This window comes from Streptomyces anthophorae (assembly GCF_049310305.1).
GTDB lineage: Bacteria > Actinomycetota > Actinomycetes > Streptomycetales > Streptomycetaceae > Streptomyces.
In genome coordinates this window covers 5719896-5742977 of sequence record NZ_JBLWQQ010000001.1, presented here as the reverse complement: position 1 = coordinate 5742977, position 23082 = coordinate 5719896, and the positions used below count along the sequence as shown (strand labels likewise).

The following is a 23082-nucleotide window of genomic DNA, read 5'->3' as shown; positions in this document are numbered from 1 at the left end:
CACTCGTGCCCCACGCAGTGCCGCACACGCGAGGCGGCGCCCGCCGAAGCTTTCGTAGCAAGCGCTTTCTACCTAAGAAGAAGCTAGCCTCTGGACTGCCGCTCGGACAAGAGCGGATACGAGACCGGGTCCACGGAGGCCTTACCGCGGACCCGGGACCCCTCCCGGAGGCTGACTCGATGACCGTGACCCTGGCGGACGTGGCCGCCCGCGCGCAGGTGTCCCCCGCCACCGTCTCGCGCGTGCTGAACGGGAACTACCCCGTCGCCGCGAGCACACGCGAGCGGGTGCTCAAGGCCGTGGACGAACTGGACTACGTACTGAACGGTCCGGCGAGCGCCCTTGCCGCCGCCACGTCCGACCTCGTCGGAGTGCTGGTCAACGACATCGCCGACCCGTTCTTCGGGATCATGGCCTCGGCGGTGCAGTCGGAGATCGTCGGACCCGGCGGCCGGGCGGGCGGCGAGCGGCTCGCGGTGGTCTGCAACACGGGCGGCGAGCCCGAGCGCGAGCTGACCTATCTGACCCTGCTCCAGCGCCAGCGCGCGGCGGCGGTCGTGCTCACCGGCGGGGCGATCGAGGACGAGGCCCATGTCGCGGCCGTCGCGAGCAAGCTGCGGCGGCTCGCGGAGGCCGGGACGCGGGTGGTGCTGTGCGGTCGGCCGCCGGTGCCGGACACCGACGCGGTGGCGCTGACCTTCGACAACCGGGGCGGGGCGCGGGAGTTGACGGAGCATCTGCTGAACCTGGGGCACCGCAGGATCGGCTACGTCGGCGGCCCCGAGGAGCGCACGACGACCCGCCACCGCCTCGAAGGGCACCGTGAGGCACTGACCGCGGCCGGGGTGGGCGAGTCGGACGGGCTCGTGGTGCACGGCTCGTTCGACCGCACGTCGGGCTACGGGGCGACGGCCGAACTGCTGCGCCGCGAACCCGACCTGACGGCCGTGGTGGCGGCGAACGACAGCGTGGCGCTCGGCGCGTGCGCGGCCCTGCGGGAGGCGGGCCTGCGCATCCCGGAGGACGTCTCGGTGGTCGGCTTCGACGACCTGCCCTTCAGCATCGACGCGGCCCCTCCGCTGACGACGTTCCACCTCCCGCTGGCCGAGGCGGCCGCGCGGGCGGGCCGGATCGCGATGGGCCGGGAGGCGGCGCCCAAGGGGCGGATCGTGGAGGTGCGCGGGGAGCTGGTGGTGCGCGGGTCGACGGGGAAGCCGCGCGCGTAGCCGCCACTGCCGGGAGGGGCGGCGCGCAGCCGCCGCTACCGGGCGTCGGCCGCGCGCGGCCGACGCCCGGCGAGCCGGCACCCGGCACAGTTCGCATGGCCTTCGCGGGCGGTCATGTCCCGCACGCCGACGGGGTGTTGGCCCGCCGGCCGCGGCCCCGGCGGCTTCCCCCAGCCCGCGAGATGCAGGGCCCAGGCGAGCAGCGCGGCCAGGGCGAGGACGGCGGCGCCGAGCCAGAGGCCGGGCCGCCAGCCGATGATTCCCACGCCCGTGACCGCGGCCCCGGCCGCGGCGAGCGCGCAGCCGGTCCAGCCCGCGAGGGTGTGTCCTTCGTCCGTAGCCACCATGTGCCGTGCCCCCAGTTCCCTGATCGCCGTCATTTGTTGAGCGATGACTCAAGAACAAGCCGAGCCGACCGTAGCACTCTTCTTGAGTGCTCGCTCAAGAAGAGTCGGTACAGTGGCGGCATGACTGGCGGCACGACTGAGGGAAAGACCCGGCCGCGCGGACGACCGCGCACGTTCGACCGCGACGCGGCGCTGGCCGTGGCCGTCCGGCTGTTCTGGGAGCGGGGCTACGAGGCGACCTCCGTGGGCGAGCTGACCACGGCCATGGGCATCCGCCCGGCCAGCCTCTATGCCGCGTTCGGCGACAAGAAGTCGCTGTTCAAGGAGGCCGTCGAGGTCTACGGCCGGTCCCCCGTCGGCGCCTTCGTCGGCGTGGCCCTCGCCGAGGAGGCGACGGCGTACGCGGCGTTCGCCCGCATCCTGCGCGAGGCCGCCCACGTCTACGCGGACCCCTCGCACCCGGCGGGCTGCCTGGCCAACAGCGCCGCGACCAACGTGACGGAGCAGGACGCGGAGGTCGCCGCGTTCCTGCGCGACGTCCGCAACGCCGGGGTCGCCTCCTTCGACGCGCGGCTGCGCCAGGGGCGGGCGGCGGGCGAGCTGCCGAAGGACACGGACACGGCCGCGCTCGCCTCGTACTTCGCCGCCGTGGTGCAGGGCCTGTCGCAGCGCGCGCGGGACGGCGCCGACGCGCGGGAGCTGGCACAGGTGGCCGAGTTCGCCCTGGCGGCCTGGCCGGGGGACCGGGACTGACAACGGGGTGCGGGCGCATCTCGTGGACGCGCCCGCACCCCCCGGCGTACTGTGGGCAGCACCCCGAACCTCTGACTGAGTCAACTGTCCGAGCAGCGAGGTCACCCATGACCGTGCACGACATCCGGTCCTTCAACCGCTTCTACACGAACGTCATCGGCGCGCTCGACTACAGCCGCCACCTGTACGCCCCGTACACCCTCACCGAGTCCCGCGTGCTGTACGAGCTGGCGCACACGGAGAAGGTCGACGCGGCCGACCTGCGGGTCCGACTGAGCCTGGACGCCGGGTACTTGAGCCGCATTCTCAACAAGTTCGAGCGGGACGGGCTCGTCGAGCGCGGCTCCTCCGAGCGGGACTCGCGGCGCCGCCGCATCACCCTCACCGCGCGCGGCCGCACCACCTCCGAACTGCTGGAGGAGCGCTCGCGGGAAACCGTCGGCGCGCTCCTCGGCACCGTCCCCGCCGCCGACCGCGAGCGCCTCTCCGAGGCGCTGCGCACGGTGCGCGAGGTCCTCGGCGACGGCCGCGCGGCCCCGCACCCCGAGAACGTCCTGCTGCGCGATCCCGGACCCGGGGACCTGGGCTGGATCGTGGCGCGCAACGCGGCGCTGTACGCCGCCGAGTTCGGCTGGAACACGGACTACGAGGGCCTGGTCGCCCGCATCGTCGCCGATTTCGCGCAGGACCACGATCCGCACCTGGAGCGGGTGTGGATCGCGGAGCTGGACGGCCGCCCGGTGGGCTGCGTGATGTGCGTACGCGACGAGGCCCCGGGCACGGCGCGGCTGCGGCTGCTCCTGGTGGAGCCGGAGGCGCGCGGCCTCGGGATCGGGGACCGTCTCGTGCGGGCGTGCATCGATTTCGCGCGCGGGGTCGGGTACCGGGAGATGGTGCTGTGGACGAACGACGTGTTGAAGTCGGCCCGTTCGATCTACCAGCGGCACGGATTCGTCCTCGTCGGCGAGAAACCGCACCGCTCCTTCGGCGCGGACCTGATCGGCCAGGACTGGAAAATGGCCCTCCATAGGACGGCGGACTGAAGGGTAGGGTCCGCCCCATGAAGCTGGCGTTCTCCACTCTCGGTGTCCCCGGTCTCCCTCTCGACGACGTGCTCGCGCTCGCCACCGCGCACGGGTATCACGGCGTGGAACTGCGCGCCCACCCCGAGGAGCCGGTGCATCCGGGCATCGACCGGGAGCAACGGGCGGACGTCGCCGCCCGGTTCAAGAAGGCCGGGGTGGAGGTCCTGGGCGTGGCCGGGTACGCGCGCGTGGCGGCGCCCGGCGAGGACGGTCCCGTGCTCGACGAGGTGCGGGCCCTGGTGGACCTCGCCCGCGACCTCGGCGCTCCCTACGTACGGGTCTTCCCCGGCGGGGGCGACGAGCAGGGCCCTGAGGAGGCCGACGCCACCGCCGCGCGGCGCCTGGGCGTCGCCGCCGAGTACGCGGCCGACCGCGGGGTGCGGGTGCTCCTCGAGACGCACGACTCGCATCGGACCGGGGCGGCCGCGTCCCGCATCCTCGGGATCGTCGGGCACCGGAACGTGGGCGCGCTGTGGGACGTGATGCACACCTGGCTCGGCGGCGAGCAGCCGGCGTCCTCGTACGCGGCGCTCTCCCCCTACCTCGGGTATGTGCAGGTCAAGGACATCGCGGGGCCCTCCGACACGGTGCCGCTGCCGCTCGGGGACGGGGTGCTTCCGTTGGCCGAGTGCGTGGAGGTGCTGAGCCGGGAGGGGTGGGACGGGTGGTTGTGCTGGGAGTACGAGGCGCGGTGGTATCCGGCGGCGGCGCCGCTGCCGGGGCTTCTTGGCGGGGGCCGGGAGCACGTCGCGCGCCTCCTGAACGAGTCGGCCTAGGCCGGTCGTTTCGTTGCGCCCACCGTCCCCCTACGTCACGGGGCTCCGCCCCGGACCCCGCGCCTCAATCGCCGGCGGGGCTTGATGTGGCTGCTCGATTTCCGTCGAGCCCTGCGGTGGGTGGGCATATTTGAGCCCCTGCGGCGATCGAGCAGCGGGGTTCGGAGCGGAGCCCCGTGACGTCAGGGCCACGCCGCCCACCAACAACGCCCCCGCACACCACTGGAGCGGGGTCACCGGCTCCCCCAGGAAGACCGCCGCCGACGACATGCCGAAGACGGGGACCAGCAGGGAGTACGGGGCCACCGCGGACGCGGGGTAGCGGTGGAGCAGTCGGCTCCACGCGCTGAACCCGAACAACGTCGTCACCAGCGCCACGTAGAGGATCGCCCCCGCCCCGGGGAGGTCGAGGGACCTCAGCGCCGACACGTCGCGCCGCGGCCCCTCGAACAGCAGCGACAGCGCGAGGAGCGGCAGTACCGGTACCGCGCTCGACCAGACCATGAACGCGAACGGGGCCTCGGGCGACGCCTTGCGGGTCAGTACGTTCGACACGCCCCAGAAGGCCGCCGCGACCAGGACCAGCGCGAACGCGCCGAGCGGCCCCGAGCCGCCCTCGTCGACCGCCGCCACCGCGATGCCCGCGAGCGCCACCGCCATGCCCACCACCCGTACGGGGCCGGGGCGTTCGCGCAGGAAAGCGAAGGCGAAGACCGCCGTGAAGACGGCCTGGACCTGGAGGACGAGGGAGGACAGACCCGCGGGCATCCCCGCGTTCATGCCGACGAAGAGCAGCCCGAACTTGCCCACGCCGAGCGCGAGTCCCACCCCCACGACCCAGCGCCACGCCACCCGCGGCCGCCCCACGAAGAAGATCGCGGGCAGCGCCGCGAGCAGGAAGCGCAGGGCGCAGAAGAGCAGCGGCGGGAAGTGGGCGAGGCCGATGTCGATGACGACGAAGTTGACGCCCCAGAGAGCCGCCACGAGGACGGCGAGGGCGGTGTGCGCGGGTTTCATGCGTCGAGGATCACCGCCCGCGACCCTTTAGCACCAGCGATGATTACTGCATGGTGGGATGAAGACCTGCTAACGAAAAGAGCGAGGGCATGTTGGATCTGCAGCGGCTGCGCGCCCTGCACGCCGTCTCCGTGCACGGCACCGTGGGCGCCGCCGCGACCGCGCTCGGCTACACGCCGTCCGCCGTCTCGCAGCAGATCGCGAAGCTGGAGCGGGAGACCCGTACGGTGCTGCTCGAACGGGAGGGGCGGGGCGTCCGGCTCACGGACGAGGCGCTTGAACTGGCCGAGACCGCGCGCGAGTTGATGGCCATCATGGAGCGCGCCGAGACCGGCCTCGAAGAGCGGCGCGGGGTACCGGCGGGGCGCCTGACGATCGCCGCGTTCGCCTCGGCCGCGCGAGGCCTGCTGCCCGGCGCGCTCGCCGAGCTGGCCTCCCGGCATCCCGCGCTCGACACCCGGCTCCGCGAGGTGGACCCGCATCTGTCCGTGGACCTCGTGGCGAAGGGCGCCGTCGACCTCGTGGTCGCGCACGACTGGGACATCGCGCCGCTGCCGGCTCCCGCCGGGGTCGAACAGGCCGTCATCGGGGACGACTTGTGCGATCTCGTCGTACCCGCGGGGCATCCGCTGGCGGGGCGGGCGTCGGTGCGGCGCGAGGAGCTCGGGGGCGAGCGGTGGGTGTCGCAGCCGCCGGGCCGGGTGTGCCACGACTGGCTGCTGCGGACGATGCGTTCCGCGGGCTTCGAGCCGCTGATCGTGCATCAGGCCGAGGAGAATCCGACGCTCGCCGCTCTCGTGGCGGCGGGCCTCGGTATCGCGGTGCTCCCCCGGCTCGGCCGTGGCCCGCTGCCCGAAGGGGTGGTGGCGGTGCGGCTGGATCCGGTGCCGCGGCGGCGGCTGTACGCGCTGTGGCGCGACGGGACGTCGCGCCGTCCCGCGGTGCGGGCGGTCGTCGAGGCGCTGCGCGCCCAGGGGGACACCTGCCTGGTGCGGGCGGCGGACCGGCCCTGACCACGGCCGCCTCGTTCACCACCTGCGCACCTATTTCACGAAATCCACGAATTCCGGGAACCCGTGCCAGCATGCTTCCGTCAGAAGGACACGCTGCCGGAGAGTCACCGCAGTGCGGTGTCGGCATCGCTGCTGGCTGCGAACGCTGACAAACCCTCTCCGCCGCCTGCGGCCGGCAGCGTCGCCGTCACCGGTGCGCCCCCTCCAAAGTGCCGGTGGCGGCCCCTTCCTCCTATGCGGTAACCCGCCAACTCCCTTACCTGCGCGGGCCCTTGACCGGCAGAAATTTTCCGGATACTCGTTGCGCGCGGAAGTTTTTTTCAGGGTCCGCGCCTCCTCCGGAAGGAGCGATCGTGCCACTGTCCAGACGTACCGTGCTCGCCGCCGCCACCGTCGGCGCCGCGGCGGTCGGCCTCACCGCCCCCGCCGCACGGGCCGCGGGCGCCGCCGCGTCCGACCAGGCCCTCAAGAAGATCATCTCCAAGATGTCCCTGGAGGAGAAGGTCGGCCAGCTGTTCGTCATGCGGGTCTACGGCCACTCGGCCACCGACCCCGACCAGGCCGACATCGACGCCAACCTCAAGGAGCTCGGCGTCCGCACCGCCGCCGAACTCATCGAGAAGTACAAGCTCGGCGGCATCATCTACTTCGCGTGGGCGCACAACGTCCGCGATCCGCACCAGATAGCCGACCTCAGCAATGGCATCCAGAAGGCGGGTCTCCAACAGCCCTCCCGCATACCGCTGTTGATCTCCACCGACCAGGAGCACGGCATCGTCGCCCGGGTCGGCAAGCCCGCCACCCTCTTCCCCGGCGCGATGGCGTTCGGGGCGGGAGGTTCGCGGGACGATGCCCGCCGGGCCGGGCAGATAGCGGGCGCCGAGCTGCGCGCCATCGGCATCCGGCAGGACTACGCGCCCGACGCCGACGTCAACGTCAACCCGGCCAACCCCGTCATCGGCGTGCGCTCCTTCGGCGCGGACCCGAACGCGGTCGCCGGGCTCGTGGCGGCGGAGGTCAAGGGCTACCAGTCCTCGCACATCGCCTCGACCGCCAAGCACTTCCCCGGGCACGGCGACACCGCGACGGACAGCCACACCGGGATCCCGTACATCTCCCACACCCATGAGCAGTGGGAACAGCTGGACGCACCGCCGTTCAAGGCGGCGATCGCGGCGGGCATCGACTCGATCATGACGGCCCACATCGTCGTCCCCGCGCTCGACCCGTCCGAGGACCCGGCGACGCTCTCCCGCCCCATCCTCACCGGCATCCTGCGCGAACAGCTCGGCTACGACGGCGTCGTGGTGACCGACTCGCTCGGCATGGAGGGCGTACGCATCAAGTACGGCGACGAGCGGGTACCGGTGCTCGCGCTGAAGGCGGGCGTCGACCAGCTGCTCAACCCGCCGGACCTGTCGGTCTCGTGGAACGCGGTGCTCGAAGCCGTGCGCGGCGGTGAGCTGACCGAGGCGCGGCTCGACGAGTCGATCCTGCGCGTCCTGCGCCTGAAGTCGAAGCTGGGGCTCCTCAAGGACCCGTACGTCTCGCACTCCGGCGTCGACCGCACCGTCGGCACGCCCGCGCACCTCGCCACGGCCGACCGGATCGCCGAGCGCACGACGACGCTCCTGGTCAACAAGAAGGGGCTGCTGCCGCTGTCCCGCCGCACGCACGGACGCGTCCTCGTGCTCGGCGCCAACCCGGCCTCGCCGTCCCTCAGCGACGGCCCGCCGACCACCGTGATCGGCGCGGCGCTCACCGAACTCGGCTTCACCGCCACGGTCCTCCCGACCGGCACGGCGCCCGGCCAGGCGACGATCGCGCAGGCCGTGGCGGCGGCGGAGGGGAAGGACGCTGTGGTCATCGGGACGTACAACGTCGCCGCGGGCAGCGCGCAGCAGTCGCTTGTGAACGCGGTGGCCGCGAGCGGGGTGCCGGTCGTGACGCTGTCCATGCGCAACCCGTACGACGTCGCCCAGCTGTCGGCCGCCGACGCGCATCTGGCGGCGTACTCGTGGATCGACGTCGAACTGCGGGCGGCCGTGCGGGTGCTGGCCGGGAAGGCGGAGCCGCGCGGGAAGCTGCCGGTGCCGGTGCAGCGGGCCGACGATCCCGCGCAGGTCCTCTACCCGATCGGCTACGGGCTGTCGTACTGACCCGTCCGTAGGGGGGCGTACGCCGTGATCGGCGCACGCCACCGCCAACTGGCGCAAAGCCCCCCGCACACCTGGCGTGCGCCCGCCGCCACGGGCCACGCTGGTCGGGATATCGGGGGGTTCTGCCATGCTCGGGCGGTCGGTCGGTGCGGTGTGCGCGGTGCCGCTGCTGGCACTCGTGCTCGCGCTCGCCGGATGCCAGGGCTCGCCGGGATCCTCCGACGAAGGCCCGTCCTCGCGCGCGTCCTCCGCCGGGTACGGGGCGGTGTTCCTCGCGGTCGGCGAGTGCAGTTCGCGCGGGCGGGCGTCGTTCAACGAGGTGCCGTGCCGCAGCGAGCGGGCGGTGGCCCGGGTCCTCGCCCGGCACGACGGGGAGACGTCGGAGGGTCCCGCCTGCCCGGCCCGCACCGACTTCGTGCTGCACATCAGCGAGAACCGGCCCGCGGCCGACGAGAACGGCGACGGGTCCGTGGCCCGCGGCTATGCCTGCATGCGCAATCTGGATCCCCCGCACCCCGGCGACCCGGGCGGCGGTGGCGGCCCCCGCACGATCGTCGGCGACTGCCTCACGGAGGCGGGCAAGGGCCGGGTGCGGGAGACGGCCTGCGCCGCGACGGGCGGGCGCGCCCCGCGCTACCGGGTGGTCACGGCGGTGCTCTCCCGCTCGGCGTGCCCGCCGTCGACCTCGCTCTACGTGACGCTCGGCGGCAGCAGACCGGTGGGGTGCGCGGTCACGGTGTGAGGTTCGCGCGGGCCCCCGCTCAGCACAGGATCCAGCCGGTGCGCACCGACTTCGTGCCCACGGAGCCCTTCACCCGGACGCAGCGGTGTCCCGCGTGCACGGTGACGGGGCCCGCGTGCCGGGTGTAGCGGCCCTTGTCGACGACGGCCCGGTTGCCGCGGGCCTGGACGCTCACGGACATGGTGCGGCGGGCGCCCGTCCGCTTGGCGTAGGTGACGGCGCAGACGTAGCCGTTGTTCTTGTAGAGGACCGTGCGGCCCGTCGCGAAGTTCAGGGTGCGGGCCTTGTGGCCGCCGCACGGCGAGGCGGCCTGGGCGCCGGTGACGGTGGGGCCGCCGATGACCAGCAGGGCTGCGACGGCCAGGACGGACAGGGCCGGCGCGAGCATCCGACGTGGCCCGCGCGGCGTGCGTATGTCGGCCTCACCGAGCCCTCGTCCGCGCACCGCAGCCCCTCCCGTCACTTCAGCACCAGCGTACTGTTGAACTGACGCGACAGACCGGCCGGGCGGTTGCGCGCCGACCCGGCCCGAAAGGCGGGTCCGTCATGACATCCATGCACCGCACCGCACGCTACGTCCTCGCGGCGGGACTGCTCACCGCCGCCCTCGCGGTCCCCAGCGCCGCCGCGCCCCGCACCGACGGCAACCCCTCCGGCGCCCCCTCCCGCAGCGGCGACCCGGGCGCCGTCTACGACCGCGTCGCGCACTTCTACGGCGCGTACATCGACGTCGCGAACGATCCGGGCGACAACGCGCTGGCCGGGCAGCTGCGGCAGTTCTACCTGACCTCCGACCTGCGCTCCCGGCTCGCGAACTGGGAGAAGCGGCACGACGCCGACGGGGTGCTGCGCGCGCAGAACGTGCCGAGCGCCTGGAAGGTGACGGCCGGCGACAGCGGCATGGGCAGGACGTACTCCACGGTGCGTCTGACCTGGGGCACCGGGAAGCACGTCTCGTACACCTACCTGACGGTCCAGTCGGACCTGGGGACGAAGAAGATCTCCGACATCACGTCGAAGAGCTGACCTCCACCGGCTCTCCGAGGAACGTCCGCCACAACGCGGCGTACTTCCCGTCGAGCTGAAGCAGCTCGTCGTGTGTCCCGTCCTCCGCGACGCGACCGTGGTCCATCACGATCACCCGGTCCGCGCGGGCCGCCGTCGTCAGGCGGTGGGCGACGACCAGGGTGGTGCGCTTGCCGGAGATGCGGTCCGTGGCCTGGTTGACCTGGGCCTCGGTGGCGAGGTCGAGGGCGGCGGTCGCCTCGTCGAGCAGGAGGATGTCCGGGTCGACGAGTTCGGCGCGGGCCAGGGCGATCAACTGCCGCTGTCCCGCCGAGAGGTTGCGGCCGCGCTCGGCGACCTCGTGGAGGTAGCCGCCGTCGAGCGTCGCGATCATCTCGTGCGCGCCGACCGCGCGCGCCGCCGCCTCCACCTCGGCGTCGCTCGCGCCCGGGCGGCCGTAGGCGATGGCGTCGCGGACCGTGCCGGGGAACAGGTACGCCTCCTGCGGGACGACGCCGAGGCGGTGCCGGTACGCGGTGAGGTCGAGCTCGCGCAGGTCGATGCCGTCGGCGGTGACCCGGCCCGCCGTCGGGTCGTAGAACCGGGCGACGAGCTTGACCAGCGTCGACTTGCCCGCGCCGGTCTCGCCGACGAACGCGACGGTCTGCCCGGCGGGGATGCGCAGGTCCACGCCGCTCAGGGCGACTTCCGGCTGGTCGGCGGACCCGTACGCGAAGTCCACGTCCTCGAAGGCGATCTCGCCGCGCAGCGCCGGCACCTCGCGGGGCCGCTCGGCGTTCTTCGTCGACGTCGGCTCGCGGAGCAGTTCCTGGATGCGGCCGAGCGAGACGGTGGCCTGCTGGTACCCGTCGAAGACCTGGGACAGCTGCTGCACGGGCGCGAAGAACAGGTCGATGTAGAGGAGATACGCGACCAGCGCGCCCGTCGTCAGGGTGCCCGCGTCGACCCGGTTCGCGCCCACCGCGAGGACGGACGCCGTGGCCACCGCCGACAGGAGCTGCACGAACGGGAAGTACACGGAGATCAGCCACTGGCCGCGGATGCGCGCCTTGCGGTAACTGGCGCTGCCCGCCGCGAACTTCGCGCCGCCGTCCTTCTCACGCCGGAACGCCTGCACGATCCGCAGTCCGGCCACCGTCTCCTGAAGGTCGGCGTTCACGACGGAGATCCGCTCGCGGGCCAGCTCGTACGCCTTGACGCTGGAGCGGCGGAAGAAGAACGTCCCGATGATCAGCGGCGGCAGCGTCGCGAAGACGACGAGCGCGAGCTGTACGTCGATCACCAGCAGGGCGACCATGATGCCGAAGAACGTGACGAGCGAGACGAACGCGGTGACGAGCCCGGTCTGGAGGAACGTCGACAGGGCGTCCACGTCCGTCGTCATCCGGGTCATGATGCGACCCGTCAGCTCCCGCTCGTAGTAGTCGAGCCCGAGCCGCTGGAGCTGGGAGAAGATCTTCAGGCGGAGCGAGTACAGGACCCGCTCGCCGGTGCGTCCCGTCATCCGCGTCTCGCCGAACTGCGCGGCCCACTGCGCGAGCACGGCGGCGAGCGCGAGGGCGGACGCCGCCCACACCGCGCCGATCGCGAGCTGCGAGACGCCCTCGTCGATGCCGTGCCGGATCAGGATCGGCAGCAGCAGGCCCATGCCCGCGTCGACGGCGACCAGCGCGAGGCTGATCAGCAGCGGCGCCCCGAAGCCGCGAAGGAGGCGGCGCAGCCCGTACGACTCCTCGGGCGTGACGGCGCGCGCCTCGTCGATGTCGGGGGTGTCGGTGGCCGGCGGCAGCGCGTCGACCTGCGCGAGGAGTTCCGGTGTCGCGGGGGTCCCGGCGAGCGCGGCGTCCCGCGGCTCGCGGTCTCCCGTCCACAGCCTGGGGGTGACGCCCCGCTCGGCGTCGAACTCGGCGTCGAGCTCCTCGCGTACGGAGGTGTCCTCCACCGGCTCCCCGGCGGCGGAGGCGGTGTGTCCCGGCGAGACCCCGCCCAGCTCGTCGGGGTCGGTGAGCAGCCGCCGGTAGAGCGGCGAGGAGGCCTCCAGCTCCTCGTGCGTGCCGATCGCGGCGAGCGCCCCGCCGTCGAGCACGGCGATCCGGTCGGCGAGGCCGAGGGTGGAGCGGCGGTGCGCGATGAGCAGCGTGGTGCGGCCCGCCATCACGTGGGCGAGCGCCTCGTGGATCTCGTGCTCGACGCGGGCGTCCACGGCGGACGTCGCGTCGTCGAGGACGAGGAGGCGGGGGTCGGTGAGGATGGCGCGGGCGAGGGCGACGCGCTGGCGCTGGCCGCCGGAGAGGGTGAGGCCGTGCTCGCCGACCTTGGTGTCGTAGCCCTCGGGCAGCGCGCTGATGAACCCGTGGGCCTGCGCGGCGCGCGCGGCCGTCTCGATCTGCTCCTGTGTCGCCTCCGGGAACCCGTACGCGATGTTGGCGCCCACGGAGTCGGAGAACAGGAAGGAGTCCTCGGGGACGAGCCCGATCGCGGAGCGCAGGGACGCCGTCGTCAGCTCGCGCACGTCGTGGCCGCCGACGAGGACGGCGCCGTGCGTGGCGTCGTAGAAGCGCGGGAGCAGCAGCGAGACGGTGGACTTGCCAGAGCCGGAGGAGCCGACGACCGCAAGGGTCTCACCGGCCCGGATCTCGAAGGAGAGGCCGTCGAGGACGGGGTGCTCGGCGTCCGAGTACGTGAAGGACACGTCGTCGAACTCGACGGTCGCGGGGGCGTCCGCGGGCAGTTCCAGGGTTCCGTCGACGAGGCTCGGCTCGGTGTCGATGAGTTCGAGGACGCGCTCGACACCGGCGCGGGCCTGCTGCCCGACGGTGAGGACGACGGCGAGCATCCGCACCGGCCCCACAAGCTGGGCGAGGTACGAGGAGAACGCGACGAAGGTGCCGAGCGTGACCTGCCCGCGCACCGCGAGCCAGCCGCCGAGGGCCAGCATGGCGACCTGCCCGAGTGCGGGCACGGCCTGGAGGGCGGGGGTGAACTTGGAGTTCAGCCGGACGGTGCGAAGCCGTCCCGCGAAGAGCCTGCGGCCGACCGTCCTGAGCTTCCCGGTCTCCTGCTCCTCCTGCCCGAAGCCCTTGACGACGCGGACGCCGCTCACCGACCCGTCGACGACCCCGGCCACGGCGGCGGCCTGCGCCTGCGCGTACCAGGTGGCGGGGTGCAGCCGGGAGCGGCTGCGCCTGGCGATGAACCAGATGGCGGGGGCGACGGCGAGCGCGACCAGGGTCAGCGGCGGCGACAGCCACGCCATGATCATCAGGGAGATGAGGAACAGCAGGACGTTCCCGATGGTCATCGGGAGCATGAAGAGCAGGCTCTGGATCAGCTGGAGGTCGCTGGTGGCGCGCCCGACGACCTGGCCGGTCGACAGCTCGTCCTGACGCCGGCCGTCGAGCCGGGTGATCGAGCCGTACATCTCGGTGCGCAGATCGTGCTGGACGTCGAGGGCGAGCCGGCCGCCGTAGTAGCGGCGGACGAACGCGAGGACGTAGACGATCACGGCCGCGCCGATGAGGGCGCCCGCCCAGACGCCCATGGAACGGGAGTGGTTCCCGATCACGTCGTCGATGATCACCTTCGTGATCAGCGGGACGAGCGCCATGACGCCCATGCCGCCGAGCGAGGCCCCGAGCGCGAGGACGACGTCCTTGGGGTAGCGCCACGCGTACCCGGCCAGCCGTTTCGCCCAGCCCCGTTGTTCCGCCACGCCGTGCCGCCTCCCGCTCGCTTGACCTCTCGCTTTGAGCTGCCGCAGGGGCCAACGCGACCGGGAGCGGATTTCATCCCGCCGTAACAATCCGGGGCTGGTGGGCGGGGTTTCCGTGGGCGGGCTTTCCGTGGGCGGTACGGGCCACCGGCCGGGATCCACAGGTGCCGCCCAGCTTCGGCACAGCGTGCGCCCACGACGGCCGTGCACGGTGCAGTGGTGACCACTGCGACCGAACCGCTCTCCCCCGCTCCCGCGCCACCGCCCCCGGCGGACCCCGCGACCGCGCACCGCGCGCCCCGCTGGTCCCTTCCGGCGCTGCTCGCGATCCTCGTGCTCGCCGGGGTGCTGTACGCCTGGAGTCTGTCCTCGTCCGGCCTCAACAGCTTCTACAGCGCCGCCGTCTACAGCGGCACGCAGAGCTGGAAGGCCTGGTTCTTCGGCTCCATCGACGCGGGCAGCTTCCTGACCGTCGACAAGCCGCCCCTGTCCCTCATGACGATGGGCCTGTCCTGCCGGATCCTCGGCTTCGGCACGTGGCAGATGATGCTGCCGCAGATCGCGTCAGGGCTCGGCACGATCTGGATCCTGCACTCGTCCGTGAAGCGGGTGTGGGGCCACGCCGCCGCCGCGATCGCCGCGCTGGTCCTGGCGCTGACCCCGATCACCGTCGCCATCAACCGGGACAACAACCCGGACACCCTCCTGGTCCTGCTGATGGTGGGCGGCGCAGCCCTCGCGCTGCGCGCCACCCGCGACGGACGGCTGCTGCCGCTGCTCGCCTCGGCGGCGTGCTTCGGCCTCGCCTTCAACACGAAGATGCTCCAGGGGTACATCGCGCTGCCGGCGGTCTTCGCCGTGTACGTGTACGCATCCCACCTGGGCTGGGCGAGGAAGGCGCGCGACCTGGCGCTCGCGGCCGTGGTGCTCGTGGTCTCCAGCTTCTGGTGGGCCACGGCGGTCTCGCTGGTCCCGGCCGACGAGCGCCCGTACATCGGCGGCTCGACGGACGGCACCGCCTGGGACCTGATCCTGGGCTACAACGGCCTCGGCCGGGTCCTCGGCGGCGAGGGCAACGGCGGGGGCGGGGGCGGCGGCTTCTCCGGCACGGCGGGCCTCGGCCGGCTCTTCAACGACACGCTCGGCGGGCAGATCTCCTGGCTGATCCCGTTCGCGGCGATCGCCCTGGTCGGCGGTCTGGTGCTGCGCGGCCGCGCCCCGCGCACGGACGTCACGCGCGCGGCGCTCGTGCTGTGGGGCGGCTGGCTGGTGCTGCACTACGTCACGTTCGCGACGGCCGAGGGCACCATGCACCCGTACTACACGACCGCGGTCGCCCCGGGCATCGCGGCGCTGTGCGGGGGCGGCGGCGTGATGCTGCTGCGCGCGTTCCGCGACGACAAGCGGTGGGCGTGGGTGCTGCCCGTGGCACTCGGCGTCACCGGGATCTGGGCGGTCGTGCTGCTGCGCCGCGCCTCCGGCTGGAACGGCTGGCTGTGGCCGGTGATCGCGCTCGTCATGGCGCTCGCGATCGCGGGGCTGCTCGTCCTGCGTACGTCGACGGGCCGCAGGCTGCGGCTGTTCGCGGTGGCCGTGGCGGCTGCCGTCGTCGCGTCGGTGGCGGGCCCCGCGGCGTACTCCTTCGCGGAGCCCTTCTCCTCCGGAGCGGGCGGCGGCATGGGCGGCACGAACCCGACGGCCGGGCCGATGACGGGCGGCGGCATGGGCGGTCCCGGCGGGGGCGGCCGTGGCGGGTTCCCGGGTGGCGGCGAGCTGCCGGGGGGCGGTTCGCGGCAGGGCGGGGGCTCCCAGCGGGGCGGCGCTCCCCAGGGCGGCGAGATGCCCGGCGGCGGCTCGATGCCGGGTGGGGGCGAGATGCCCGGAGGCGGCCAGGCGCCCGAGGGCGGCTTCCCCGGCGGCGGCGAGCTGCCCGGCGAACGCGGCGGAGCCACCCGCGGCCCCGGTGGCATGGGCGGAATGGGTGGCATGGGTGGCAACGTCTCCAGCGACCTGATCTCGTACCTGGAGAAGCACCAGGACGGCGCCAAGTGGCTGCTCGCGGTGTCGAATTCGCAGTCCGCGGCCCAGCTCGTCCTCAGCACCAAGAAGCCCGTCATCTCCATGTACGGCTTCACGGGATCCGACAAGGGCATGACCGTCGCCAAGCTCAAGAAGCTGGTGAAGAGCGGCCAGTTGCACTACATCCAGGTCGGCGAGGGCGGCATGGGCGGCCCCATGGGCGGCGGCAACGACGTCGGCTCCGCGGTCACCGCGTGGGTGAAGAAGCACGGCACGGCGGTGAAGCCGAGCGAGTACAGCAAGAAGAAGTCCAGCGACTCGACCGACTCCCAGTCGCTGTACCGCCTCGACCCCTCCGACGCGAACTGACCCGACAACTCAACCCACGACGAGGGCCCCTGACACCCCATCAGGGGCCCTTGTCGTCACAGGATCGACGCCCGGCATTCACCCAATCCATACGTGTTCATGTCACGCTCCGTTCCACCACTCAACCCGCGTAGAACGGACGGACACCCCACATGCCCGGAATCCACATACGCACCTTCGCCCTCACGACCGCGGCCGTACTGGCCGCCCTCGCCCTCCCCACGGCGGCGACGGCGAACCCGGCCCCCGTGGCCACCGCCGCGTACGACGACACGTACTACAAGGACGCCGAGGGCAAGACAGGCGCCGAGCTCAAGAGCGCACTGCACACGATCATCAGCGACCAGACGAAGCTCTCCTACGACGCGGTCTGGGACGCCCTGAAGACCACCGACCAGGACCCCGCCAACAGCTCCAACGTGATCCTGCTCTACAGCGGCACCTCACGCGCCAAGTCCGCCAACGGCGGCGACAGCGGGGACTGGAACCGCGAGCACGTCTGGGCCAAGTCGCACGGTGACTTCGGCACCGCGACGGGCCCCGGCACCGACCTGCACCATCTGCGCCCCGAGGACGTCACGGTCAACTCGATCCGCGGCAACAAGGACTTCGACAACGGCGGCAGCGAGGTCGCGAACGGCGGCGGCAGCCTCACCGACTCCGACTCGTTCGAGCCGCGCGACGCCGTCAAGGGCGACGTCGCGCGGATGATCCTCTACATGGCGGTCCGCTACGAGGGCGACGACTCCTTCGCCGACCTCGAACCCAACGACTCCGTGGACAACGGCAGCGCGCCGAACATCGGCAAGCTCTCCGTCCTGAAGCAGTGGAGCGACGAGGACCCGCCGGACTCCTTCGAACAGCACCGCAACGACGTCATCTTCGACACCTACCAGCACAACCGAAACCCGTTCATCGACCACCCGGAGTGGGTCGGCTCGATCTGGTAGGCGCGCCCGGCCTCAACCCAAGTGGGTCGGCGCGAACATCCTGAGCAGGGCCGGGAGGACCACCACGCGTGGGCCCGGTGCTGACAGCGCCTCGGACAGGTCGTCCTTCAGCGTCTCCGGGGTCGTACGGACCCCGGGGACGCCGAACGACTCGGCGAGGGCCACGAAGTCGGGGCGGGTCAGCTCCGTCGCGGTGGCCTCGCCGAAGGCGTCGGTCATGTACTCGCGCAGGATGCCGTAGCCGCCGTCGTCGACGATGAGCCAGGTGACGTTCAGGTCGTACTGCTTCGCCGTGGCCAGTTCGGCGATGGAGTACATGGCGCCGCCGTCGCCGGAGACCGCCAGGACGGGGGTCGTCGGGTCGGCCGCCGCCGCGCCCAGCGCCGCCGGGAACCCGTAGCCGAGGCCGCCCGCGCCCTGCGCCGAGTGCATGACGCCGGGCCATGCGGACCACGCCCAGTAGGCGAGGATCGTCATGTCCCAGAAGGACGGGGACGCGGCAGGCAGCGCCTCGCGCACGGAGGCCAACACCCGCTGCTCCAGGGTGAGTTCCTGCGCGTCGATACGTTCTCGTACGGCCTTCAGGACCGCGGCGACGCGGGCGGGCGCCCCGTCGTCCGGGCGCTCGGCGACCGTTTCGACGAGGGCCTGGAGCGCGAGGCGGGCGTCCGCGTGGATGCCGAGGGCCGGGTGGTTGGACTCCAGCTTTCCGGCGTCCGCCTCGATCTGGACGACCCGGCCGCGCGGCGCGAACGTGTGGTAGTTCGAGGAGAGTTCGCCGAGCCCCGAGCCGACGACGAGCAGGACGTCGGCGTCCTCCAGGAAGTCCGTCGTGTGCCGGTCCTCCATCCAGGACTGGAGCGAGAGCGGGTGCTCCCAGGGGAAGGCGCCCTTGCCGCCGAAGGTGGAGACGACCGGGGCGTTCACCTTCTCCGCGAGCGTGCGCAGCTTGCCCGTCGCGTCCGCGCGGACGACGCCGCCGCCCGCGATGATCGCCGGGCGTTCGGCATGAGCGAGCAAGTCGGCAGCAACGGCCGTGAGTTCGGGGCGCGGGACGAGGTCGTGCGGCGTCGCGTCCACGGCCGTGACGACCGGGAGGATCGTCTCGGCGAGCAGCACGTCCTGCGGGATCTCCACCCAGACCGGGCCGTGCGGGGCGCTCAGCGCCGACTCCCAGGCCGCGGCGATCGCCGACGGGATCTGGGACTGCGTACGGACGGTGTGGACGGACTTGACCACGTCCCGGAACGAGGCCTGCTGGTCCCGGAGTTCGTGGAGGTAGCCGTGGCGGCCACCGCCGAGCCCCGCGACCGGGATCTGGCTGCCGATCGCGAGCACCGGGGCGGACGCGGCCGCCGCCTCCTGGAGCGCGGCCAGCGACATCAGCGAACCGGGCCCGGTGGACAGCAGCAGCGGCGCCACCTCACCCGTGACCCGGCCGTACGCGTCCGCCGCGAATCCGGCGTTGTTCTCGACGCGCAGCCCCACGTACCTGAGCGACGACCGGCGCAGCGCGTCGAACATGCCGAGCGCGTGCTGTCCCGGAAGACCGAAGACGGTGGACGCGCCGAGCCCGTGCAGGGTCTCGACGACCAGATCGCCGCCGGTGCGACCGGCCGGCGGGTTGAGCGCCGCCTCGATCTGCGCGGGGGTGGGCGTCAGCTCCAGGTCGTGGTCGTGCGTCACGGGTGTCCGTCTCCTTCAGGCGCCGCCCGTCAGGCGCGCGCGTCGGCGATCTGGCGGGACATGATCGTCGTCAGCTCGTACGCGGTGTGCGAGGCGGCGACGGACGTGATCTCCGCGTGGTCGTACGCGGGCGCCACCTCGACGACGTCCGCTGACACCAGGTTGCACGAAGAAAGGCCGCGGAGGATCTCCAGGAGCTCGCGCGAGGTCATGCCGCCCGCCTCCGGAGTGCCGGTGCCGGGCGCGTGGGCCGGGTCGAGGCAGTCGATGTCGATGGAGATGTACAGCGGGCGGTCGCCGATCCGCTGGCGGAGCTGGTCGGCGACCTCGTCGGCGCCGCGCCGGTAGACGTCGGCGGAGGTGACGATGCCGAAGCCGAGCTTCTCGTCCTCGGTGAGGTCGGAGCGGCCGTAGAGCGGGCCGCGCGTACCCACGTGGGACAACGCCGACGTATCGAGGATGCCCTCCTCGACGGCGCGGCGGAACGGCGTGCCGTGCGTGTACTCGGCGCCGAAGTACGTGTCCCAGGTGTCGAGGTGCGCGTCGAAGTGCAGCAGCGCGACCGGGCCGTGCTTCTTGGCGACGCTCCTGAGAAGAGGCAGCGCGATGGTGTGGTCGCCGCCGAGCGTCATCATGCGGGCGCCGGAGCCGAGCAGGTCGTCGGCCGCGGCCTCGATGGTGTCGACGGCCTCGTTGATGTTGAACGGGTTGGCCGCGATGTCACCGGCGTCCGCGACCTGGGCGAGCGAGAACGGGGATGCGTCCTGCGCCGGGTTGTAGGGGCGCAGGAGGCGGGAGGCCTCGCGGATCGCGTTGCCGCCGAAGCGGGCGCCGGGCCGGTAGGAGACTCCGGTGTCGAAGGGGACGCCGACGACCGCCACGTCGGCGGCGTCCACCTCGTCGAGCCGGGGCAGGCGGGCGAACGTCGCCGGACCCGCGTAGCGCGGGACCCGGGAGGAGTCGACCGGTCCGACGGCGCCCGTGGGGCCGTTGGGAACGCGGGGCGTCTCGTTGCTGTTCATTGCGCGCATGCCTTCTTTCCTACGAGGGTTACTGCGGTGCTGCTGCTTACTGCGCCGCGGCGGCGGGAGCCGGCTCGGGCTCCTCGGCGCCGCGCCCGGCGAGCCGCTCGCGCCAGTTGGCGAGGACGGCGGCGTCGGTGGGCCGGGTGGCCAGGGACACGATCACGTAGACGACGAGTGACGCGACCAGGCCGTAGTACACGGGCTCGTTGGCGAGGATGCCGTAGTGCCACATCCCGCCGATGACGGTGAGGCCGCCGACGGTGACGGAGGCGAGGGCGCCGCTGACGTTGCCGCGCTTCCAGAGCAGCCCGCCGAGGATGGGCACGAGCAGCCCGCCGACGAGCAGGTTGTAGGCGACGGTCAGCGCCTCGACGACGTTGTTGAGGAGGATCGAGATGACGATCGCGACGATGCCGAGGCCCAGGATGAACATCCGGTTGCCCTTCACCTCGTCGTGCTCGTCCTCCACGGACGCCTCCGCCTTCACTCCGCGCAGCCGCTTCCAGATGTCGTTGTTGGCGACGGTGGCGCAGGCGATGAGCGCGCCGGAGGACGTCGACATGACGGCCGCGAGGGCGGCGGCGAGCACGAGCCCGCGGACGCCGACGGGCAGCTCGTCCTTGACGATCTGCGCGAACGCCTCGTCGGCCTGGCCGAGCCCCTTCGGGTAGAGGACCTTGGCCGCGGTGCCGATGACGGCGCCGCCGATCGCGTAGAGCAGGCAGTAGACGCCGGAGACGGTGCCGCCCCAGCGGGCCACCTTGTCGTTGCGGGCCGTGAAGACGCGCTGCCAGATGTCCTGGCCGATGAGCATGCCGAACGTGTAGATCAGCACGTAGGTGAAGATCGTCTCGCCGCCGATGCCCAGCGGGTCGAAGTACGAGGTGGGGAGCTGGGCCTTCATCTCGCTGAAGCCACCGGCCTTGATGACCGCGACGGGCAGCAGGATGATCAGCACGCCGATGGTCTTCACGACGAACTGGACCATGTCGGTGATGGTGATCGACCACATGCCGCCGAGCGTCGAGTAGGCGACGACGATGGTGCCGCCGACGACGATCGCGAGGGTGCGCGGCACGTCGAAGAGCACGTCGAAGATCGTCGCGTACGCGATGGTGGACGTGACGACAAGCATCAGCGTGTAGGCCCACATCACGATGCCGGAAATCATCCCGGCGCGGCCGCCGCCGTAGCGCAGGTCGAGCATCTCGGAGACCGTGTAGACCTTCAGACGGGCGATGCGCGCCGAGAAGAAGAGCGACAGGGCGAGGATGCCGAGGCCGATGGTGAACACCATCCAGGCGCCCGACAGACCGTACTGGTAGCCGAGGCCGACGCCGCCGATGGTGGAGGCGCCGCCGAGCACGACGGCCGCCATGGTCCCGGAGTACATGGCGGGGCCGAGGCGCCGGCCCGCGACCAGGAAGTCGCTCTTGGACTTGGCGCGGCGCATGCCCCACCAGCCCATCGCCAGCATGCCTGCCAGGTAGACGACGATCACGATGTAGTCGACGGCCATAGGGCTGTCCTCCTTCGTCCACCTCGGTGGCGTGTCGTGCAAGGGAGTGTGTCCGGCTGCGGAGCCCCTGCTGGGCCCCTGGGGGTGTCGGGGACATCCGCCCGTACCCGCACCCACCGGTCGGAAGAAATCTAGGTGGCCGAAAAGCAGCGCTGAAGTGTACGTTCCATCCACCGATCGCAATCAGAGCAGAGGAATCGTCCACAGGTGACCGTGACCGCACCCCCCACACAGGGCGTTCCGCTCGCCGCGGTGCTCGCCCGCGCCGACCTGGGCCTTCGCCAGATCGCGGGGCCCGCGGCGGCGGGCGTCCTGGTGCACGGGGCGCACACGTCGGAGCTGACGGACCCGGAGCCGTACCTGCTGGGCGGCGAGCTGCTCCTGACGGCGGGCGTGCACGCGCCCGCCGCGCCCGTCGACGGCTACTTCGAGGAGTACGCGGAGCGGGTCGCGCGGGGCGGCGCGGTGGCGCTCGGCTTCGGTGTGACGCCGGTCTTCGACACGGTGCCGCCGGAGCTGGTCACGGCCTGCGAGCGGCGCGGGATCCCGCTCGTCGAGGTCCCGCCGCGGACCACGTTCAGCGGCATCGCGCGGGCCGTGTGGGAGCTGATGGCGCAGGCCAGGAACGCGGAGCTGCGCCGGGTCACGGAGGCTCAGCAGGCGCTGGCCTCGGCGGCGGCGCGACCCGATCCGCTGCCCTCCGTCCTTCGCCAACTCGCCCAGCGCACGGGCGGGTTCGCGGTGGCCGTCACTCCGGAGGGCGACGAGCCGCACCACGCGGGGACGCGCCCGCCGCGCGCCGTGAGCGAGGCGCTCGCCGAGCTGACGGCGGTGGTCCGCCCGCACGCCACGCACCTCTTCCCCACCCCGTCGTCGGCGGCGGACACGGTGGGCGGCACGCACCTGTCGGCGTACGCGCTGAGCACGGGCGGCGCGCTCGGCCTCGCGACGCAGGTCCGCTCGCCGGGCGACCACACGATCGCGGGGGCGGCGGTGGTCCTGCTCTCGCTCCTCACGGGCGAGCACCGCTCGACGGGGGACACGCGCCGTGCGGCGACCCTGGTGGACCTCCTCCTCGGAGCGGACCGCGCGGAGGCGGCGACGGAGCTGCTTGGCGCGGACACCATGTGGCGCGTGATCCACGCCCGCCCGCTGTCGCCCCGCCCGGCCCCGGACCTGGCGACGCCGCTGACCACCACCGCCGCTTCCCCCGACGATCCGCTCACCCGCGCCCTGATCCCGTCCGACCAGGACGTCACGGCGCACACGGGCCATGTGCTCGGCGTCAGCGCCCCGGCGCTCCCCCGGGACCTGCCGCTCGCCGACGCGCAGGCGGCCCACGCCCTGACCCGCGCACGGGCGACCCGCAGCCCGCTGGCCCACCACCGCCCGGACGGCACCCCCGCGCCGACGCTGACCGCGCTGGCCGACAAGCCGGCCCTCATGGAGACCCTGCGCACCTGGCTCTCCCTGCACGGCAGTTGGGAGAGCACGGCCCTGGCCCTGGCCATCCACCGCAACACGGTCCGCCAGCGCATCGCCCGCTGCGCCACGCTCCTGGACACGGACCTCGACGACCCGGACACCCGCATGGAGCTCTGGTTCGCGCTGCGCCGGACGCGGTGACGGTGTGACCGACGTTCCACTCCCCGGTACCG

18 protein-coding genes are annotated in these 23082 nt (G+C 72.6%); 11 read left to right on the top strand and 7 right to left on the bottom strand.

The window, feature by feature from the left end; genetic code table 11:
* Positions 1-179 precede the first annotated feature (179 nt).
* Complete coding sequence (locus ACNYS0_RS26140; protein WP_422476893.1) at positions 180-1226, top strand: LacI family DNA-binding transcriptional regulator; 1047 nt, start codon at positions 180-182, stop codon at positions 1224-1226.
* Between the two features lie 35 nt (positions 1227-1261).
* Here ACNYS0_RS26140 and ACNYS0_RS26135 read toward each other — a convergent pair whose 3' ends face one another.
* Complete coding sequence (locus ACNYS0_RS26135) at positions 1262-1606, bottom strand: HGxxPAAW family protein (protein ID WP_422476892.1); 345 nt, start codon at positions 1604-1606, stop codon at positions 1262-1264.
* An 87-nt stretch (positions 1607-1693) separates the two neighbouring features.
* Here ACNYS0_RS26135 and ACNYS0_RS26130 point away from each other — a divergent pair, with 87 nt between their 5' ends.
* The 3 genes from ACNYS0_RS26130 to ACNYS0_RS26120 all read left to right on the top strand — a co-directional run bounded on the left by ACNYS0_RS26130 (position 1694) and on the right by ACNYS0_RS26120 (position 4187).
* Entirely contained in the window at positions 1694-2326 is a 633-nt protein-coding gene (locus ACNYS0_RS26130) for a TetR/AcrR family transcriptional regulator (protein WP_422476891.1), read from the top strand.
* 107 nt (positions 2327-2433) lie between these two features.
* The gene (locus tag ACNYS0_RS26125; protein ID WP_422476890.1) at positions 2434-3369 is read left to right on the top strand and encodes a bifunctional helix-turn-helix transcriptional regulator/GNAT family N-acetyltransferase; all 936 of its coding nucleotides are present in this window, start codon (positions 2434-2436) and stop codon (positions 3367-3369) included.
* Between the two features lie 17 nt (positions 3370-3386).
* Positions 3387-4187, top strand: coding sequence for a sugar phosphate isomerase/epimerase family protein (locus ACNYS0_RS26120; protein ID WP_422476889.1), 801 nt, complete (start codon positions 3387-3389; stop codon positions 4185-4187).
* Between the two features lie 30 nt (positions 4188-4217).
* On the opposite strand, the gene ACNYS0_RS26115 is transcribed toward ACNYS0_RS26120, so the two are convergent.
* Positions 4218-5204 carry an EamA family transporter gene (locus ACNYS0_RS26115; RefSeq protein WP_422476888.1) on the bottom strand — a complete coding sequence of 329 codons (987 nt, stop codon included), beginning with the start codon at positions 5202-5204 and terminating at the stop codon, positions 4218-4220.
* 89 nt (positions 5205-5293) lie between these two features.
* Between ACNYS0_RS26115 and ACNYS0_RS26110 the strand changes: the two genes are divergently transcribed.
* The 3 genes from ACNYS0_RS26110 to ACNYS0_RS26100 all read left to right on the top strand — a co-directional run bounded on the left by ACNYS0_RS26110 (position 5294) and on the right by ACNYS0_RS26100 (position 9118).
* On the top strand, positions 5294-6217 hold the full coding sequence (locus ACNYS0_RS26110) for a LysR family transcriptional regulator (RefSeq protein WP_422476887.1): 924 nt from the start codon (positions 5294-5296) through the stop codon (positions 6215-6217).
* 350 nt (positions 6218-6567) lie between these two features.
* Entirely contained in the window at positions 6568-8376 is a 1809-nt protein-coding gene (locus ACNYS0_RS26105; RefSeq protein ID WP_422482782.1) for a glycoside hydrolase family 3 protein, read from the top strand.
* Positions 8377-8503: 127 nt separating this feature from the next.
* On the top strand, positions 8504-9118 hold the full coding sequence (locus tag ACNYS0_RS26100) for a hypothetical protein (protein WP_422476886.1): 615 nt from the start codon (positions 8504-8506) through the stop codon (positions 9116-9118).
* 19 nt (positions 9119-9137) lie between these two features.
* Here ACNYS0_RS26100 and ACNYS0_RS26095 read toward each other — a convergent pair whose 3' ends face one another.
* On the bottom strand, positions 9138-9506 hold the full coding sequence (locus ACNYS0_RS26095) for a hypothetical protein (RefSeq protein WP_422482781.1): 369 nt from the start codon (positions 9504-9506) through the stop codon (positions 9138-9140).
* A 158-nt stretch (positions 9507-9664) separates the two neighbouring features.
* On the opposite strand from ACNYS0_RS26095, the gene ACNYS0_RS26090 reads away from it, so the two are divergent.
* On the top strand, positions 9665-10144 hold the full coding sequence (locus ACNYS0_RS26090) for a hypothetical protein (RefSeq protein WP_422476885.1): 480 nt from the start codon (positions 9665-9667) through the stop codon (positions 10142-10144).
* On the opposite strand, the gene ACNYS0_RS26085 is transcribed toward ACNYS0_RS26090, so the two are convergent.
* Positions 10128-13856 carry an ABC transporter ATP-binding protein gene (locus tag ACNYS0_RS26085; RefSeq protein ID WP_422476884.1) on the bottom strand — a complete coding sequence of 1243 codons (3729 nt, stop codon included), beginning with the start codon at positions 13854-13856 and terminating at the stop codon, positions 10128-10130. The genes ACNYS0_RS26090 and ACNYS0_RS26085 overlap by 17 nt on opposite strands.
* A 219-nt stretch (positions 13857-14075) precedes the next feature.
* On the opposite strand from ACNYS0_RS26085, the gene ACNYS0_RS26080 reads away from it, so the two are divergent.
* On the top strand, positions 14076-16244 hold the full coding sequence (locus tag ACNYS0_RS26080; protein WP_422476883.1) for an ArnT family glycosyltransferase: 2169 nt from the start codon (positions 14076-14078) through the stop codon (positions 16242-16244).
* Positions 16245-16396: 152 nt separating this feature from the next.
* Complete coding sequence (locus ACNYS0_RS26075) at positions 16397-17194, top strand: endonuclease I family protein (protein ID WP_422476882.1); 798 nt, start codon at positions 16397-16399, stop codon at positions 17192-17194.
* A 12-nt stretch (positions 17195-17206) separates the two neighbouring features.
* Here the strand turns inward: ACNYS0_RS26075 and ACNYS0_RS26070 are convergent, their stop codons facing one another.
* The 3 genes from ACNYS0_RS26070 to ACNYS0_RS26060 are packed head-to-tail and all read right to left on the bottom strand — an operon-like array spanning position 17207 to position 21424.
* Complete coding sequence (locus tag ACNYS0_RS26070; protein ID WP_422476881.1) at positions 17207-18880, bottom strand: thiamine pyrophosphate-binding protein; 1674 nt, start codon at positions 18878-18880, stop codon at positions 17207-17209.
* Positions 18881-18909: 29 nt separating this feature from the next.
* A complete protein-coding gene (gene speB, locus ACNYS0_RS26065) occupies positions 18910-19902 on the bottom strand; it encodes an agmatinase (protein WP_422407456.1) in 993 nt (330 codons plus the stop codon).
* Between the two features lie 46 nt (positions 19903-19948).
* Positions 19949-21424 (bottom strand): sodium:solute symporter family protein, encoded by a 1476-nt coding sequence (locus ACNYS0_RS26060; protein ID WP_422476880.1) that lies wholly within the window; start codon positions 21422-21424, stop codon positions 19949-19951.
* Positions 21425-21637: 213 nt separating this feature from the next.
* Between ACNYS0_RS26060 and ACNYS0_RS26055 the strand changes: the two genes are divergently transcribed.
* Complete coding sequence (locus ACNYS0_RS26055; protein WP_422476879.1) at positions 21638-23050, top strand: PucR family transcriptional regulator ligand-binding domain-containing protein; 1413 nt, start codon at positions 21638-21640, stop codon at positions 23048-23050.
* Positions 23051-23082 lie beyond the last annotated feature (32 nt).

Bases quoted from the DNA above. Each gene is read 5' to 3' on its own strand.
- speB (WP_422407456.1), bottom strand. From the start codon at position 19,902: ATGAACAGCAACGAGACGCCCCGCGTTCCCAACGGCCCCACGGGCGCC.
- ACNYS0_RS26140 (WP_422476893.1), top strand. From the start codon at position 180: ATGACCGTGACCCTGGCGGACGTGGCCGCCCGCGCGCAGGTGTCCCCC.
- ACNYS0_RS26135 (WP_422476892.1), bottom strand. From the start codon at position 1,606: ATGACGGCGATCAGGGAACTGGGGGCACGGCACATGGTGGCTACGGAC.
- ACNYS0_RS26110 (WP_422476887.1), top strand. From the start codon at position 5,294: ATGTTGGATCTGCAGCGGCTGCGCGCCCTGCACGCCGTCTCCGTGCAC.
- ACNYS0_RS26120 (WP_422476889.1), top strand. From the start codon at position 3,387: ATGAAGCTGGCGTTCTCCACTCTCGGTGTCCCCGGTCTCCCTCTCGAC.
- ACNYS0_RS26115 (WP_422476888.1), bottom strand. From the start codon at position 5,204: ATGAAACCCGCGCACACCGCCCTCGCCGTCCTCGTGGCGGCTCTCTGG.
- ACNYS0_RS26130 (WP_422476891.1), top strand. From the start codon at position 1,694: ATGACTGGCGGCACGACTGAGGGAAAGACCCGGCCGCGCGGACGACCG.
- ACNYS0_RS26100 (WP_422476886.1), top strand. From the start codon at position 8,504: ATGCTCGGGCGGTCGGTCGGTGCGGTGTGCGCGGTGCCGCTGCTGGCA.
- ACNYS0_RS26125 (WP_422476890.1), top strand. From the start codon at position 2,434: ATGACCGTGCACGACATCCGGTCCTTCAACCGCTTCTACACGAACGTC.
- ACNYS0_RS26095 (WP_422482781.1), bottom strand. From the start codon at position 9,506: ATGCTCGCGCCGGCCCTGTCCGTCCTGGCCGTCGCAGCCCTGCTGGTC.
- ACNYS0_RS26090 (WP_422476885.1), top strand. From the start codon at position 9,665: ATGACATCCATGCACCGCACCGCACGCTACGTCCTCGCGGCGGGACTG.
- ACNYS0_RS26075 (WP_422476882.1), top strand. From the start codon at position 16,397: ATGCCCGGAATCCACATACGCACCTTCGCCCTCACGACCGCGGCCGTA.
- ACNYS0_RS26060 (WP_422476880.1), bottom strand. From the start codon at position 21,424: ATGGCCGTCGACTACATCGTGATCGTCGTCTACCTGGCAGGCATGCTG.